Genomic DNA, 16,731 nt, shown 5'->3' on the forward strand with positions numbered 1-16,731 from the left:
CCGGTTTATTTATTATGCAGTTAATTTATTTAACTTAAAAGCTAATTTAGATTTATTTCTTGATGCTTTATTTTTGTGGATTATACCTTTTGATTCAGCCATATCTAAAGCTTTTACAGCTGCTGTAAAATTAACTTTAGCTTCTTCTACATTTTTAGTTTCAACAGAAGCTAAGAATTTTTTTATAGTAGTCTTTAATGAAGATTTTATAATTTTATTTCTAAGTGTTTTAGTTTCAATAACTTTTATTCTTTTTTTTGCTGATTTTATATTTGCCATGCTTTCACCCCCTTATTAGTTTTATAGACCTCAACAGCGTTGGGGAAACTTGCTAATGGGTCATTCTATTTAACAAATGATATTATAGCATTAAATTTCAACTACTTCAAGTAGAAAATCTTCATTAATTGTGCATTGTGAACTGTCAATTGTTAATTGTTAATTGAATTATGTGTTGGTATATTGAGTATGAAAACAGCTAATAATAAATTTATTAATTATTTTAAAGTCCTATCAAGTGATTCTTAGACTTAGGTGGAGCTTGCTTAAGAGGAATACATCTCTCCATCTAAGTTTTATTAACAGTATTCTTAGTGCCTTTAGCACTTAGAATACGTTATCCTTTAGGGGAAGAACTTATCCAGGGGCGTACTAGCCGTTATACACAGCATAAGAACTCTAAATTGCTGAAATTCAAGAGTTCTAATATCTCCCATCTGAAGTGGATGGAGTGTTACGGATAGTAGCCATCGGATAAAAATAAAAGTTGAATTAGGAGCGGATAATATGTTTAGTGTGAGAACTGATCTAGCAGTAGAGGCAAGAGAAGTATGTAGAAAAGAAAGAGGAGAAGAAGTTCCAGGTGTAGAGACAGAGGAAAAAATTGAAGATGACATAAAAATAACATATGTGAACATAGTAGATGACATAGGAGAAAAGGTTATGGGAAAGCCAAAGGGATCTTATATAACTATAGATATGCCTAAGTTTACCCACTACGATGGTGAAATCAGAGATAAGGTAAGTAAAGTGGTTGGAAAAGTGTTATCAGGAGTAATAAAAATAGAAGATAGTGCCACGGTATTAGTTGTAGGATTGGGAAATTGGAATATAACTCCGGATTCACTGGGACCTAAAGTTGTTTCTAAATTAATGGTAACAAGGCATTTAAAGCAGCTTGTGCCTGACAAAATAGATGAAGGTATAAGGCCAGTATGTGTCATATCTCCTGGAGTACTAGGAATTACGGGAATTGAGACAGGAGAAATTATAAGGGGAGTTTGTGAAAAGGTAAAGCCAGATTTAATAGTATGTATAGATGCATTGGCATCCAGAAAGATGGATAGAGTAAATTCAACAATACAAATAGGTAACACAGGAATATCTCCAGGTTCGGGTATAGGAAACAGGAGAATGGAATTGAGCCAGAAGACTTTAGGAGTGCCTGTAATAGCTCTAGGAGTTCCTACGGTGGTAGATGCGGCTACTATGGCCAATGATACCATTGACTTACTTTTAGATGATCTTATAAATAAAAGTAAAGGTGGAAGTGAATTTTACAAAATGCTAAAATCTGTGGATAAAGATGAAAAACAAGGGGTTATACAAGAGATAATGGAACCTTACGGGGAAAATATTATAGTGACTCCTAAAGACGTGGATTTAGTAATGGATTCAATTTCAAAAATAATTGCTGGTGGTATAAACATAGCACTTCAACCTGCTCTTGATTTGGAGGACATAAATACTTATTTAAATTAATTTACACTTGTGATAATTTTAATTTTCTTCTCATATAAATTAACAGTATTAAGTTTACATGAGAGGGGGGAATTGCTTTAAGAAATTTTAAAGCAGTCAAATATTGAATTACAGAAGATTTAATTTTAAAGGTGATTCTAAATTAGAAATGTGTATTTTAATGTTAACGGTAATACTAGTTATCATTTTGCCATGCATAGCAAAGGCCAATTCGTACAGCAGCAATGTAAAGAGAAATATGTTCTATGTTGAAGTCTTAAACTATGCCATGCCAACAGTAAAGACTACTTCCTTTTCTGAAGATGATATGGCAGAAAATTGTTTTTCTATAGGAAATACTATTTTGAAGACTGTAGGATTAGATATAAATAATCCAAAATCTCTTTTAGGAAGAGAGGTGGCTTTTTTAGGATTAAGCTATTCAAAAAATGAAGATGTAAGTTTTAATGAGTTTAAGTTAGATGACAAACAGGTTAAAAAAAATGGAAGTATGTCTAAATCAAATACTCAAAATGATTTGAATCTAGAAAATAAGGACGTAACTGTGTATAACCCAAAACTTAAAAAAACTTTAGATGTGAGTAAACCTGAAGTGTTAATATATCATACACATACTACGGAAAGCTATAAACCAGGTGATGCAAATAGTTTTGATACTACCCAAAATGTATGTGCAGTAGGAGATGTAATAGTAAATGAACTTCAAAATAACTATGGTATATCTGCAATAAATGATAAGACAGTGCATGATGCAGAAGCTTATACCCAAAGTTATTCCAGATCTGCTGTAACACTTGACAAGTATTTAAAAAAGTATGGTGATTTTAAGCTTATAATAGATTTACACAGAGATTCTGTAGATGATAAAAAATCAGTTACAGCTAGGATGAATGGAGAAAATATATCTAAATTTATGTTGGTTATGGCTAGAAAAAATCCTCATTTTGATAAAAACATGGCTATGGCAAATTCTGTGATAAATACTTCAAATAAGCTATTTCCAGGACTTTGCAAGGGAGTTTGTTACTATAATTATGGAACAAGGTACTTTAATCAGGATAAGAGTAACAATGCAATACTGATGGAGATTGGAGCAGATATAAACACTTCGGATGAATCCAAAGCCACAGGTAAATATGTTGCTAGAATAATAGCAGAGGTACTTAATAATAAATAATAATGCAACTTTCACACGTATGGGATCTTGACTTAATATAAAAACTTTGGAAAGCAATATTTTTAATTAATAGTTAAGAATGAAGAATTAATAGTTAATGTGGATTTTTTTTCGTTATACTACAAAAAATCTTTGATTAAGATTTTCACCACTCGTTTTGCTAAAGCAAAACATTACTAAGAGCTTACTTATATAAATTTAAAGATTTTTTGCGACAGCTAAAAATCATCCTTCACTATTAATTTTTCATTATTAATTCTTAACTTGCGAAGCTTTACTTCGCAAAGTTTTTAAACTGCGAAAGTTGTGATAAATTTAAAAACTTTTGTATAAAATTAGTAGAAGTGTTCATCCTTATAATAGAAACTTTATGGTTTTAAATCTAGTTTCTATGTGGGGTGATTTTTTTTGAGTAAAAAAGGTATTAGAGTTGTGATAATATTTTGCATTATAATAGTACTTTTGGGATTTGTAACTATAACAGCAGGACTACCTAAATATATAAAAGATAAATCTAATTTTAAAATAAATTATACTGTTTCTCCCTTTGATTTTACAGTTGATGTAGGGGAGTATTCATTATGTTTAAATAATAAAATAGTTTATAATTTTGAAAACGGATCTAAACAAGTTATAAATATAGTGGGAGAAAAAGTACATTCAGGTACTTCTTATATTATAAATAAAACTTCAGAGACATTTAAAAATCTAGAAAGTAAGCTCCCTAAATAATGTACTTTTCACTGCATATTTGTTATGATATAATTTACTGTAGTTATTCGTACAGGAAAGCTAGAGATTGATCAAGTAATGAAAATCTTTTAACTTTTCATAGGTATTGGAGGAAAATAGTATGCAGAGCGAAAGACAAAAACATATAAGAAATTTTTCTATAGTTGCTCATATAGACCATGGTAAATCTACACTTGCAGATAGATTAATTGAAAAGACAGGAACTCTTACTGAGAGGGAGATGGACTCCCAGGTACTTGATAATATGGAGTTGGAAAAAGAAAGAGGAATAACTATAAAGTCTCAGGCTGTTAGACTTATATATAAAAGGCCTTCAGGAGAAGAGTATATACTAAATCTTATAGATACACCGGGACATGTAGATTTTAACTATGAGGTTTCAAGAAGCTTGGCAGCTTGTGAAGGTGCTATTTTGGTTGTGGATGCAACCCAGGGCATACAAGCACAAACCCTTGCAAATTGTTATTTGGCACTGGATCATGATTTGGAGATTGTTCCTGTAATAAATAAAATAGATTTGCCAAGTGCAAGGCCTGAAGAGGTAAAAAATGAGATAGAAGATGTTATAGGAATAGAAGCATCTGATGCACCAACAGTTTCTGCAAAAACTGGACTAAATATAGAACAGGTTTTAGAGGCAATAGTAAGCAAAGTGCCAGCTCCTGAGGGAGATGAAAATGCACCTTTAAAAGCTCTTATATTTGATTCAAATTATGATAGCTATAGAGGAGTAGTTTGTCATATAAGAGTAATGGAAGGTGTAATAAAACCTGGAATGAAGATAAAACTTATGGTTACAGGAAAAGTGTATGAGGTTACGGAAACAGGAATTTTTGTTCCTAATTTTATGCCAAGAGACGAACTTAAAGCAGGAGATGTAGGATACTTTACTGCGTCCATTAAAAATGTAAGAGATGCACGTGTAGGAGATACCGTAACCGAAGCTTCTAGAGAAGCCAAAGAACCCTTAAAGGGATACAGACCTGTTGTTTCAATGGTATATAGTGGTATATATCCCGTAGATGGAGCAAAGTATGGTGAGCTTAAAGATGCACTGGAAAAGCTTCAGGTAAATGATGCAGCTTTGTGCTTTGAGCCAGAAACTTCTATAGCATTGGGGTTTGGATTTAGATGTGGATTTTTAGGACTTTTGCATATGGATGTTATACAGGAGAGGGTAGAAAGAGAATTTAACCTTGATATAATAACTACAGCTCCTTCTGTTATATATAAGATTGGAAAAACAGATGGTACTGTAATAGAACTTACAAATCCAACAAATATGCCCGAAGTTTCAGAAATAAAGTACATGGAGGAACCTATAGTAAAGGCATCAATAATAACACCTTCTGAATATGTGGGAGCAGTTATGGAACTTTCTCAAAATCGAAGGGGAACTTTTAAGGATATGCAGTATATAGAAACTACCAGAGTTTCTTTAAATTATGAAATTCCACTAAATGAAATAATATATGACTTTTTTGATGTATTAAAATCTAGAACAAGGGGCTATGCTTCACTTGATTATGAGTTAAAAGGATATAAAGCTGCTGAATTAGTAAAGCTTGACATACTTTTAAATGGAGAAGTGGTAGATGCATTGTCCATGATAGTTCCAGAAGAGAGAGCTTATGAAAGGGGTAGAGGTATAGCAGAAAGATTAAAGGAAATAATCCCAAGGCAACTTTTTGAAATACCAATACAGGCAGCGATAGGTGGAAAAATTATAGCAAGGGAAACAGTTAAGGCTATGAGAAAAGATGTACTTGCAAAATGTTATGGAGGAGATATATCAAGAAAGAAAAAACTCCTTGAAAAACAAAAAGAAGGAAAGAAGAGAATGAGGCAGGTTGGCTCCGTAGAAATCCCTCAGGAAGCATTCATGGCCATACTTAAAACTGAGGATTAGTAGCTAATAGCAAATTTGTTAGGAAAATAGGAGTTTGGAAGTGGTTTTATGCAAGATAAAAATATAGATGTTAAAAAGGCTGTGGCTCTATATATACACATACCCTTCTGTAAAAAAAAGTGCCTCTATTGTGATTTCCCATCTTATAGTGGAAAAGAAAAACTTATGGTAAATTATACAAAAGCACTGGCTAAAGATATAGAATCTATAGGAGATAGAAAAATAAAAACTATATTTATAGGTGGGGGAACTCCCACCTATTTATCATTAGAATCCTGGAATAACATATATGAAGTATTAAAGAAAATAAATGTAGAAGATGACTTAGAATTTACAGTAGAAGGTAATCCGGGTACATTTACAGAAGAGAAAATTAAAGCTTTAAAGAAGATGGGAGTAAATAGACTCAGTATAGGTCTTCAGGCTTGGCAGAATTCTATACTTAAATGTATAGGTAGAATTCATACTTTAGAAGATTTTTTAAAGACATATGACATGGCAAGAAAATTTGGTTTTTCAAATATAAACATAGATCTTATGTTTGGACTTCCAGGTCAGACAATAAAAGATTGGAAAGAATCTCTGCAAAATGTAGTTAAGTTGAATCCGGAACATATATCTTGTTATAGCCTTATAGTGGAAAAAGGTACTCCTTTTTACAAAGCACATGAGTCAAAAAGTTTGAATTTGCCTGGAGAAGAAGAAGAAAGACAGATGTATTATTTTACACTAGATTTTTTGTCTAAAATGGGATATGAACAATATGAAATATCCAATTTTTCGAAAAAATATAGAAAATGCAAGCATAATTTAATTTACTGGAACTTAGAGGAATATATAGGTTGTGGGGCAGGTGCTCATTCCTATGTAGATGGGTACAGGTATAGAAATACAAAAAATATAGAAGAATATATTTTACAGGGAAATTTAAACCAGTTTTTAAGATTAGATAAACATAAAAATTCTATCTGTGACAGTATGGAGGAATTTGTATTTATGGGTCTCAGAAAAATAGATGGAATTTCTACAGAAGATTTTTACAAGAGATTTAACAAGAATATTTATTCTGTATATGGTAATGTAATTGAAAAGTACATAAACATGGGTATTTTAATAAAAGAGGGACATATGTTGTACTTAAGTAAAAGAGGAATAGAAGTATCTAATAGTGTAATGTGTGACTTTATATTGACATAATTTCAAGTGAGTTAGATATTTTAAGTAAATGTGAGAAACCTCAATGAATTTCATTTTAAATTATAAAAAACATATTATTTAACTTCATAATATAGTTATATAGTATTGACAAAAAAAATTATGAGTGATATTTTTTAATCATAGCAATTAGCACTCAACAACAATGAGTGCTAATAAAGAGGTGATATTATGGAAATGGATGAAAGAAAAATAAAAATACTTCAGGCAATAGTAAATGATTATATAAACACTGCAGAGCCTGTTGGATCCAGAACCATAGCTAAAAAATACAACTTAGGTGTAAGTTCAGCTACTATAAGAAATGAAATGGCGGATCTGGAGGAAATGGGTTATTTAGAACAACTTCACAGTTCTTCAGGAAGGATACCTTCTAATAATGGATACAGGTTGTATGTTGACAAATTGATACAGATACCAAATTTGAGCGAAGAAGAAATGTATATAATAAAATCACAGATTATAGATGCAGCTTTATTTGAGGTTGATAAAATATTAAAGCAGGCTGTTTGTCTTTTATCGGAGCTTACTAAACTTACTTCTATAGTTAGAGCACCTTCAGTTAAAAGGGGCTATATAAAGCATGTACAGTTAATAAACATTGAATCAAGCACCAATATATTATTGGTACTTATAATTGATAGCGGTATTATAAAGAACAATTTGATAAAGGTAGGAAAAACTATTTCAGATGATACTCTTGTTAAATTAAGTAATATGCTAAACGTCAGATTAAAGAATTTAAGTGCTGAACAGATAAATTTGGAAGTTATAAATAATTTAAAAAATGATTTCCAAGGATATGAAGATATATTCAATAATATAATTTCTGCATTGTATGATAGTTTAAATAGTGTAGATAATTCAAATATATATACCCAGGGGGCTACAAATATTTTTAATTATCCGGAATATAAGGATATAGAAAAGGCAAGAGAATTTTTATCTATGATGGATAATAAAGATAAAGTTAGCAGCTTACTGAACAGTAATTCAAATATTTCAGTAAAAATAGGTAAGGAAAATTATACAGAAGGTGCAGAAGATTGTAGCGTTGTGTCTGCTGTTTACAGTTTGAATGAAAGACCTATAGGTGAAATTGGAGTCATAGGACCTACAAGGATACCTTATTCTAAAGTCATATCAATACTTGCAAATGTAGTAAAGGAAATGAATTATATTTTAAGTAATGCTTATTCTGATGAAAAATAGAATAAATTTTGTAAAATATGTATAAATGTTAGATTGGAGGAAATATCTAAATGTTAAAGGATAAAGGTGATAATGTAAAAGACCTTAATGAAGAATGTGAAAATGATTCAGAAAATGAAAAAAAAGATAAAGATAATGAAAGTGTAGATGAAAGCACAGAGGATAATTCAGAAGAGGAAGTAGAAGAAACAGAAGATAAAGAGATAAGTTTGCTAGGAGAATTAAAAAAAGAAAATTTGAAATTAAAAGATGAAAATAAGAAGGCCATAAATGAATTGGATTCTACTAAAGATAGACTTGCAAGAGTTATGGCAGAGTATGATAACTTTAGAAAAAGAACTATTAAAGAGAAGGATAATATTTATTCCGATGCTTGTAAGGATATATTAAAAGAAGTTTTACCAGTGTTAGATAACCTGGAAAGGGCAGTAAATGTAGAAGGAAATGCAGAAGATTTGAAAAAAGGTATAGAGATGACAATGAAGCAATTTAATAATGCCCTTTCAAAATTAAATGTAGAGGAAATACCTTGCGAAGGAGAATTTGATCCCAATCTACATAATGCAGTTATGCATATAGAAGATGATAAATATGATAAAAATTCTATAGTAGAAGTATTGCAAAAAGGATACAAGAGAGAAGACAAAATAATTAGATACAGTATGGTTAAAGTAGCAAATTAAGTTTAAAACATACAAATTAAATTTGTTTGAATTAAATATATGCAAGATAATTTTAACGCAGTTAAATTTAGGAGGTAAGTTAATATGTCAAAAATAATAGGTATTGATTTAGGAACAACTAATTCATGTGTTGCAGTTATGGAAGGTGGAGATCCTGCAGTTATAGCAAATTCAGAAGGAGCAAGAACAACTCCATCAGTGGTATCATTCCAGGCAAATGGAGAAAGATTGGTAGGTCAAGTTGCTAAAAGACAGGCAATAACAAACCCTGATAAGACAATAATGTCAATAAAAAGACAAATGGGAACAGACCATAAAGTAAATATAGATGGAAAAGATTATACACCACAGGAGATATCTGCAATGATACTCCAAAAAATAAAGGCAGATGCTGAAGCTTATTTAGGAGAAACTGTAACTGAAGCAGTTATAACAGTACCAGCATATTTTAATGATAGTCAGAGACAGGCAACTAAAGACGCAGGTAAAATTGCAGGATTAAATGTACGTAGAATAATAAATGAACCAACAGCTGCATCACTTGCTTATGGACTTGATAAAACTGATACAAGTCAAAAGATATTTGTATATGATTTAGGTGGAGGTACTTTTGATGTATCCATACTAGAGCTTGGAGATGGAGTATTTGAAGTTAAAGCTACAAATGGTGATACTCGTCTAGGTGGAGATGACTTTGACCAGAAAGTTATGGACTATATAGCAGAAGATTTTAAAGCTAAGAATGGTATAGATTTAAGAAATGACAAAATGGCACTTCAAAGATTAAAGGAAGCGGCTGAAAAAGCAAAAATTGAACTTTCAGCATCTACTCAAACAAATATAAACTTACCATTTATTACAGCAGATGCAACTGGTCCAAAACATATAGACATGAACTTGACAAGAGCAAAATTTAATGAGTTGACTCAAGATTTAGTTGAAAGGACAATTGAACCTATGAGAAAAGCATTAAATGATGCAGGACTTACAATAAATGATATAAATAAAATCATATTAGTTGGTGGTTCTACAAGAATACCAGCTGTTCAAGAAGCAGTTAAGAATTTTACTGGTAAGGATCCATCAAAGGGAGTTAACCCTGATGAATGTGTAGCTGTAGGAGCTGCAATTCAGGCCGGAGTTTTAACTGGAGATGTAAAAGACGTATTACTCCTTGATGTTACACCACTTACCCTTGGAATTGAAACTTTAGGAGGAGTTGCTACTCCACTTATTGACAGAAACACTACAGTACCAACTAAGAAGAGTCAGGTATTTTCAACTGCAGCAGATGGCCAGACTTCAGTTGAAATTCACGTAGTTCAAGGTGAAAGAAAGATGGCTGCTGATGATAAAACTCTTGGAAGATTTACACTTTCAGGAATAGCTCCAGCTCCAAGGGGAATTCCTCAAATTGAAGTTACATTTGATATAGATGCCAACGGCATAGTAAATGTATCTGCTAAAGATAAAGGAACAGGAAAAGAAGCTAATATAACAATTACAGCTTCAACTAATTTAAGTGATGATGAAATAAACAAGGCAGTAGATGAAGCCAAAAAGTTTGAAGAACAGGATAAAAAGAGAAAAGAATCCATAGATATAAAGAATAATGCCGATCAATCTGTATATCAGACAGAAAAGACATTAAAGGACTTGGGAGATAAAGTATCAGCTGAAGATAAGAAAACTGTAGAGGAAAAAGTTGAAGCTTTAAAGAAAATAAAAGATGGAGAAGATTTAGAGGCAATAAAGAAAGCTACTGAAGATTTAACTCAAACTTTCTATGGAATTACATCTAAAATATATAGTCAGAATGCTCAAGCTGGTCAAAATCCAGGAGCAGATCCAAACATGGGAGCAGGACAGAATCCAGGAGCAGGAGCAGGAGCAGGTTCTCAAGGTGCATCAGAAAAAAAAGATGACAATGTAGTTGATGCAGATTATAAAGTAGATGATGATAAATAATATTTCCTCTTCACGATTATATGATAAGTGTGTATAATGGTAATAGTTAAGGGATGAGTTTTTATACTCTTCCCTTAATTTAAGTAGAGAACCCAAATCTTCGATTTGGTGTGAATCACTTACTCATTCGACCAAAGGGAGAAGGAGTTACAGAAATTAGAACCCAAATCTTCGATTTGGTGTGAATCACTTACTCATTTGACCGAAGGGAAAAGGAGTTACACAAATTAGAACTCAAATTTTAGTTCAATGAAAATATTTTAGGTGGTGAAAAGTAAAAAATGGCACAGAAGGACTATTATGAAGTACTTGGACTTGAAAAAGGTGCAAGTGATGAAGATATAAAAAAAGCATTTAGAAAATTAGCATTGAAATACCACCCAGATAGGAACCCCAACGATAAAAAAGCTGAAGAAAAATTTAAGGAAATAAATGAAGCCTATCAAGTACTCTCAGACCCTCAGAAAAAGGCGCAATATGATCAGTTTGGAACAACTGACTTCAATGGCGGCGGTGATGCAGGCTTTGGAGGTTTTGGAGGTTTTGATTTTTCAGACATGGGAGGCTTTGGAGATATATTTGATTCTTTCTTTGGAGGCGGCGGTGGCGGATTTGGATCTAGCAGCAGAAGAAGAAATGCACCACAAAAAGGATCAGATCTTGAATATACTCTAAATTTGACTTTTGAAGAAGCTGTCTTTGGAGTGGAAAAGGAAATAAATATAGCTAGAAATGAAAAATGTGAGGCTTGTGGTGGAACAGGAGCTAAAAAAGGAACACAGCCCCATACTTGTGATAAATGCGGTGGAACAGGACAGATGAGAACTCAGAGAAATACACCTCTTGGAAGCTTTGTAAGTATGAGCACTTGTGATAAATGTGGTGGAAGAGGAACTATAATAAAAGATCCTTGTCCAGAATGCAGAGGAAAAGGTGCAGTAAGAAAACATAGAAAGATAAAAGTGAAGGTTCCGGCAGGAGTAGATAATGGAAATATAATTCCATTAAGGGGACAAGGAGAAAGTGGCAAGAATGGAGGACAGTCAGGAGATCTTTATGTAAATATAAGGGTTTCACCTCATTCTAAGTTTAAGAGAAATGGATTTGATATATATACAGATACACATATAAGTTTTGGTAAAGCTTCCCTTGGAACTAGTTTAAAAGTTGCAACTATAGATGGGGATGTAAAGTATGATGTACCATCAGGAACTCAATCAGGAACTGTGTTTAGGCTTAAAGGCAAGGGTGTCCCTAGGGTTAATGGTCATGGTAGAGGTGACCAATACGTAAATGTAATTGTTGATGTACCTAAGGATTTAAATGAAAAGCAGAGAGAAGCCATTGTAATGCTTATGGAGGCAAGTGGAGAAATACCTGCAGGAGAAAGTGGAAAAAAGTCTATCTTTGATAAACTTAAACATCACCACTAATATAATTAATAATTAATAGTTAAGAATGAAGAATTATTAACTGAATTTTTTTAGTTGAGAATTGAGAGTGGAAAGTGGAGAGTTAATGTGGATTTTTTCCGTTACACTACAAAAAATCAACCTTTACTCTCAGCTATCAATTTTCAACTCTCAACTTAAAAGCTTTGTTTCACACTTTTTTTAAACTGCGAAAGTTGAATTATTAATTTAAAATATATCTGCGTATAAGTTAAAATTTTGTATAGGAGGAAACCTATGGACAAAGAATGGATAGAAGTCTCAATTACTACTAGCAGCGAGGCAGTAGAGGCAGTTTCAGGAATACTTTACAATACTGAAGTTAAAGGTGTATCTATAGAAGATTCTCAGGATGTAGAATTTAAGAAAAAACATCCAGAAGATTGGGATTATTTTGATGAAAGCTTGCTTAAAATAAAAGATGGAACAGCAGTAGTAAAAGGATATTATAAGCAAGATAATAACTTAAATGGATATTTAAAATACATAAAAGATAGTATAAACAACTTAGAAAATTTTGGCATAGATAAAGGAAAAGGTTTAATTACGGTATCTAAAGTAAATGAAGAAGACTGGGAGAATAAGTGGAAAGAGTATTATAAGCCTTATAAAGTTGGGAAAAATATAGTAGTAAAACCAATATGGGAGAATTATGAAGCAGAAAAAGATGATATAATAGTAGAACTTGATCCAGGTATGGCTTTTGGTACTGGCACTCATGAAACTACAAAAATGTGCATAAAGGCGTTAGAAAAATATATTAAACCTGAATATACTGTATTTGATATAGGAACTGGTTCAGGTATATTAGCAATAACTTCTTCAAAACTTGGAGCAAAAGAGGTTACAGGAGTTGATTTGGATCCTGTAGCTGTAAAGTCTGCATCAACAAATGTTGGATATAATAATATTAAAAATGTAAATATACTTCACGGAGATCTTATGGATGTAGTTAAAGGCAAGGTGAATATTGTAATTGCCAATATAATTGCAGATGTTATAATTTTTTTAGCTGATGGAGTTAAGAATTTTATGCTTCCAGGAGGAGTTTTTATATGCTCCGGTATAATATTAGAGAGAAAAGAAGAGGTAGTTGATAAATTAAATAAAACAGGATTTAAAATAGAAGAAATAAATGAAGATGGAGAATGGGTGTGCATAGTAGCATCAGTGAAATAGGTGGTATGTTATGAATAAATTTTTTGTGCCTCAGGAAGATATAAATTTTAATATAGCCTATATTAGGGGCGAAGATGTAAAACATATACGAAAAGTACTTAGACTTAAATGTGGAGACAAGATAAACATAAATAACTGTAATGGAAAAGAATTTTTAGGTGCTATAGAGAAAATAGATAAAGATGAAGTTGTTGTAAATATTATAGAAGAACTTACGCTATATAATGAAAGCAATATTAAAATTTATCTTTTTCAAGGGTTACCTAAGTCCGGTAAAATGGATTTGATAGTACAGAAGGCTGTTGAACTTGGAGTTTATGAAATTACGCCTGTTGTTACAAGTAGAGTTGTTGTAAAAAATGATTCAGGAGAATTTAAAAAGGTAGATAGATGGAATAAAATTGCTAAGGAAGCTTGTAAGCAGTGTAAGAGAAGCATAATTCCTAAGGTAAATGTTCCAATTAGTTTCAAAGAACTTTTGAGTGAAGGGGAATGTATGGACCTTATAGTAGTTCCCTATGAAAATGAAAGTAATGCAGGTGTAAAAAAAATAGTAAATTCTATAGAAGATAAAAGTAATCTAGAGAAAATAGCTATTGTGATAGGACCTGAAGGTGGATTTGAAGAACAAGAAATAGATGAACTTAAAAATATAAACTCTCATATAGTTACATTAGGGCCAAGAATACTTAGAACTGAAACGGCAGGTTTTGTATGCATATCACTTATCATGTATGAATTAGGAGATTTAGGAGGTCTTTACTAGGTGAATTCAATTAATGAAAAAAAATTTGATTTAACCCTTGATAACAAAGAATTCTTTAATGCTTATGGAAGAAATAAAAAAGTAGGTATGTCTACTTTAGGATGCAGGGTAAATCAGTATGAAACTGAAGCTATGGCTGAAAAATTTATACAAGAAGGATATGATATTGTAAACTTTGAGGATTATGCAGATGTGTATGTGGTAAATACTTGTACTGTAACCAATATGGGAGATAAAAAATCTAGGCAGATGATACATAGAGCTAGGAAAAAAAATAATAGCGCTGTAATTGCTGTAGTAGGGTGTTATTCTCAAATTGCACCAGACAAGGTATCAGAAATAGAAGGGGTAGATGTAGTCCTAGGAACTAGAAATAAGGGAGACGTAGTATATTGGGTAAGTAGGGTATCTTATGAAGGAAAAAAAATAGTCAGAGTAAATGACGTATTGAAAAATAAAACATTTGAAGACTTAAAAATAGACGAATACCAAAAGAGAACGAGAGCTTTTTTAAAAATTCAAGATGGGTGTAATAGATTTTGCTCTTATTGTGCAATACCTTTTGCCAGGGGAGCTGTGTGCAGTAAATCTCCAGATAAAATAATTGAGGAAGTAGAGAAATTATCTCATAATAATTTTAAAGAGATTATACTTTCAGGTATACATATTGCATCTTATGGTACAGATATAGACGGAGACTGGAATCTTTTAAGAATATTGCAGGAAATAGATAAAGTAAAAGGCATCGATAGAGTTAGAATTGGATCTATAGATCCTCAATTTTTTACAGAAGGCGTTATAGAGAAAATGTCAAAATTAGAAAAGTTATGTCCTCATTTTCATCTTTCACTTCAAAGTGGATGCGATGAAACCTTAAAGAGAATGAACAGGAGATATACCACTTCAGAATATGAAAAAATAGTATATGAAATAAGGAGTGCCATAGAAAATGCATCTATAACTACAGATATCATAGTTGGGTTCCCTGGGGAAACAGAAGAAGAATTTAATAAAACTTACGATTTCTTAAATAGAATAGCTCTTTCCAAGATGCATGTATTTAAATACAGCAGGAGAAGTGGGACTAAAGCTGCAGATATGCCCGGACAGGTAGATGGTAAAATTAAGGATGAAAGAAGCAGTAAGATATTGGAGTTAGATAAAAAATTAGAAAAGAAGTTTATGAATAAATTTTTGGGATATAATATGGATGTACTCTATGAACAAGAAATTGACAATGATGGAACATATTTCGAAGGATATACGCCAAATTATATAAAGGTAGTAACAAGGTGCGAAAAAGCTTTAGATTTGGAAGGCAAAATCTTGTGTACACAACTTGAAAGTACAAAAGATGGATATATAGAAGGAAAGTTGAAAAAATTTATTTGACTTTAGCAGGATTTTATCATTAATTATTGAATATTATACTGTTAAGGGAGGTGAAATTTATGGAAGACTGTATTTTTTGCAAGATAATAAAAGGTGAAATTCCATCTGAAAAAATATATGAAGATGATATGGTACTAAGTTTTAAAGATATAGAACCAGCTGCACCGGTACATGTACTTATAATACCTAAAAAACATATAGGAAGTATAAATGATCTTACCGAAGATGATTCTAAAATAATTGCTCATGTATATTTAGTTGCAAAACAGATTGCAGCTAAACTTGGTATAGATGAAAAAGGATATAGAATTGTAACTAACTGTGGAGAAGAGGCAGGACAGACAGTACATCATGTTCATTTTCATTTATTAGGTGGTAGATCGTTTGCATGGCCTCCGGGCTAAAATTTAGAACAATTTAAGAGTTATGAAATTGTTGACAGTATCGAAAGGTTTATTGTATAATGGCTATGTGCTATTTGACCCATGTTAACTGTATTTGATTTTTTAAATTGAATTGAGCTAGCGGAGGGAGGGAGATAATATGTCAGAAATAAAAGTTGGAGAAAATGAAACTATAGAAAGTGCATTGAGAAGATTTAAGAGAAAATGTGCTAGAGCTGGTGTTCTTTCAGAAGTTAGAAAAAGAGAACACTATGAAAAACCAAGTGTAAAGAGAAAGAAAAAATCAGAAGCTGCAAGAAAGAGAAAATTTAAATAGAATTCTTTGAAAGAGGGTATTAACTGGTAATGTCTCTTAAAGAAAGATTGCAAGAAGACTGGAAGAATGCTTTAAAATCTGGAGACAAATTTAAAGCAAACACTATAAGTATGGCTAAAGCGGCTGTTTTGTTGGTAGAAAAAACTGATGGAAAAAAACTTGATGATGAGAAAATTATAGATATAATAGCAAAAGAAGTCAAAGAGAGGCGCGAATCTATACTTGAATTTGAAAAAGGGAAAAGGCAGGATCTAGTTGAAAAAGCAAAATCTGAAATAGATATCTTGTTGGAATACCTTCCTCAGCAGTTAAGTAAAGAGGAAATTTCCGAAATTATTCGGAATGCAGTTAATGAAGTGGGTGCAGAAAGTATTAAAGATATGAAAAAGGTTATGGCAATTGTTATGCCTAAAACTAGGGGCAGAGCAGATGGCAAACTTGTAAGTCAAATAGTAAAAGAACATTTAAATTAAATAAGTAAAAGGTTGAGATTGTATCTCAACCTTTTTTTACTTCCGGTATGCCTCAAAGATTGTAATTATATA

The 16,731-nt window shown here is 31.9% G+C and carries 16 protein-coding genes; 15 read left to right on the forward strand and 1 reads right to left on the reverse strand.

Annotated elements, in window-relative coordinates; translation table 11 throughout:
• Positions 1-12: 12 nt before the first annotated feature.
• Positions 13-279 carry a 30S ribosomal protein S20 gene (gene rpsT / locus B5S50_RS15510; RefSeq protein ID WP_013237456.1) on the reverse strand — a complete coding sequence of 89 codons (267 nt, stop codon included), beginning with the start codon at positions 277-279 and terminating at the stop codon, positions 13-15.
• Between the two features lie 507 nt (positions 280-786).
• On the opposite strand from rpsT, the gene gpr reads away from it, so the two are divergent.
• The 15 genes from gpr to B5S50_RS15585 all read left to right on the forward strand — a co-directional run bounded on the left by gpr (position 787) and on the right by B5S50_RS15585 (position 16,659).
• On the forward strand, positions 787-1,761 hold the full coding sequence (gpr, locus tag B5S50_RS15515) for a GPR endopeptidase (protein ID WP_065078746.1): 975 nt from the start codon (positions 787-789) through the stop codon (positions 1,759-1,761).
• Between the two features lie 148 nt (positions 1,762-1,909).
• Positions 1,910-2,938, forward strand: coding sequence for a stage II sporulation protein P (locus tag B5S50_RS15520; RefSeq protein WP_065078752.1), 1,029 nt, complete (start codon positions 1,910-1,912; stop codon positions 2,936-2,938).
• Positions 2,939-3,346: 408 nt separating this feature from the next.
• Positions 3,347-3,670, forward strand: a complete 324-nt coding sequence (locus B5S50_RS15525) for a hypothetical protein (RefSeq protein ID WP_207644815.1) — start codon at positions 3,347-3,349, stop codon at positions 3,668-3,670.
• 121 nt (positions 3,671-3,791) lie between these two features.
• A complete protein-coding gene (gene lepA, locus B5S50_RS15530; protein WP_063601566.1) occupies positions 3,792-5,600 on the forward strand; it encodes a translation elongation factor 4 in 1,809 nt (602 codons plus the stop codon).
• A gap of 48 nt (positions 5,601-5,648) precedes the next feature.
• A complete protein-coding gene (gene hemW / locus B5S50_RS15535) occupies positions 5,649-6,797 on the forward strand; it encodes a radical SAM family heme chaperone HemW (protein ID WP_065078747.1) in 1,149 nt (382 codons plus the stop codon).
• Positions 6,798-6,986: 189 nt separating this feature from the next.
• Complete coding sequence (gene hrcA, locus B5S50_RS15540; RefSeq protein WP_217302294.1) at positions 6,987-8,027, forward strand: heat-inducible transcriptional repressor HrcA; 1,041 nt, start codon at positions 6,987-6,989, stop codon at positions 8,025-8,027.
• Positions 8,028-8,077: 50 nt separating this feature from the next.
• A complete protein-coding gene (grpE, locus tag B5S50_RS15545; protein ID WP_065078749.1) occupies positions 8,078-8,710 on the forward strand; it encodes a nucleotide exchange factor GrpE in 633 nt (210 codons plus the stop codon).
• An 84-nt stretch (positions 8,711-8,794) separates the two neighbouring features.
• Positions 8,795-10,678, forward strand: a complete 1,884-nt coding sequence (gene dnaK / locus B5S50_RS15550) for a molecular chaperone DnaK (protein WP_065078750.1) — start codon at positions 8,795-8,797, stop codon at positions 10,676-10,678.
• 281 nt (positions 10,679-10,959) lie between these two features.
• Complete coding sequence (gene dnaJ, locus B5S50_RS15555) at positions 10,960-12,111, forward strand: molecular chaperone DnaJ (RefSeq protein WP_217302295.1); 1,152 nt, start codon at positions 10,960-10,962, stop codon at positions 12,109-12,111.
• Positions 12,112-12,366: 255 nt separating this feature from the next.
• Positions 12,367-13,308, forward strand: coding sequence for a 50S ribosomal protein L11 methyltransferase (gene prmA, locus B5S50_RS15560; RefSeq protein WP_217302296.1), 942 nt, complete (start codon positions 12,367-12,369; stop codon positions 13,306-13,308).
• A 10-nt stretch (positions 13,309-13,318) separates the two neighbouring features.
• On the forward strand, positions 13,319-14,074 hold the full coding sequence (locus tag B5S50_RS15565; RefSeq protein WP_065077216.1) for a 16S rRNA (uracil(1498)-N(3))-methyltransferase: 756 nt from the start codon (positions 13,319-13,321) through the stop codon (positions 14,072-14,074).
• Positions 14,075-14,161: 87 nt separating this feature from the next.
• Positions 14,162-15,466, forward strand: a complete 1,305-nt coding sequence (gene mtaB, locus B5S50_RS15570; protein ID WP_065077221.1) for a tRNA (N(6)-L-threonylcarbamoyladenosine(37)-C(2))-methylthiotransferase MtaB — start codon at positions 14,162-14,164, stop codon at positions 15,464-15,466.
• Between the two features lie 59 nt (positions 15,467-15,525).
• Entirely contained in the window at positions 15,526-15,870 is a 345-nt protein-coding gene (locus B5S50_RS15575) for a histidine triad nucleotide-binding protein (protein WP_065077215.1), read from the forward strand.
• 139 nt (positions 15,871-16,009) lie between these two features.
• Entirely contained in the window at positions 16,010-16,186 is a 177-nt protein-coding gene (gene rpsU / locus B5S50_RS15580) for a 30S ribosomal protein S21 (RefSeq protein ID WP_007061146.1), read from the forward strand.
• A 29-nt stretch (positions 16,187-16,215) separates the two neighbouring features.
• A complete protein-coding gene (locus B5S50_RS15585; RefSeq protein ID WP_013237470.1) occupies positions 16,216-16,659 on the forward strand; it encodes a GatB/YqeY domain-containing protein in 444 nt (147 codons plus the stop codon).
• Positions 16,660-16,731: the final 72 nt, after the last annotated feature.

Source organism: Clostridium sp. 001 (assembly GCF_019056555.1).
Taxonomy (GTDB): domain Bacteria; phylum Bacillota; class Clostridia; order Clostridiales; family Clostridiaceae; genus Clostridium_B; species Clostridium_B ragsdalei.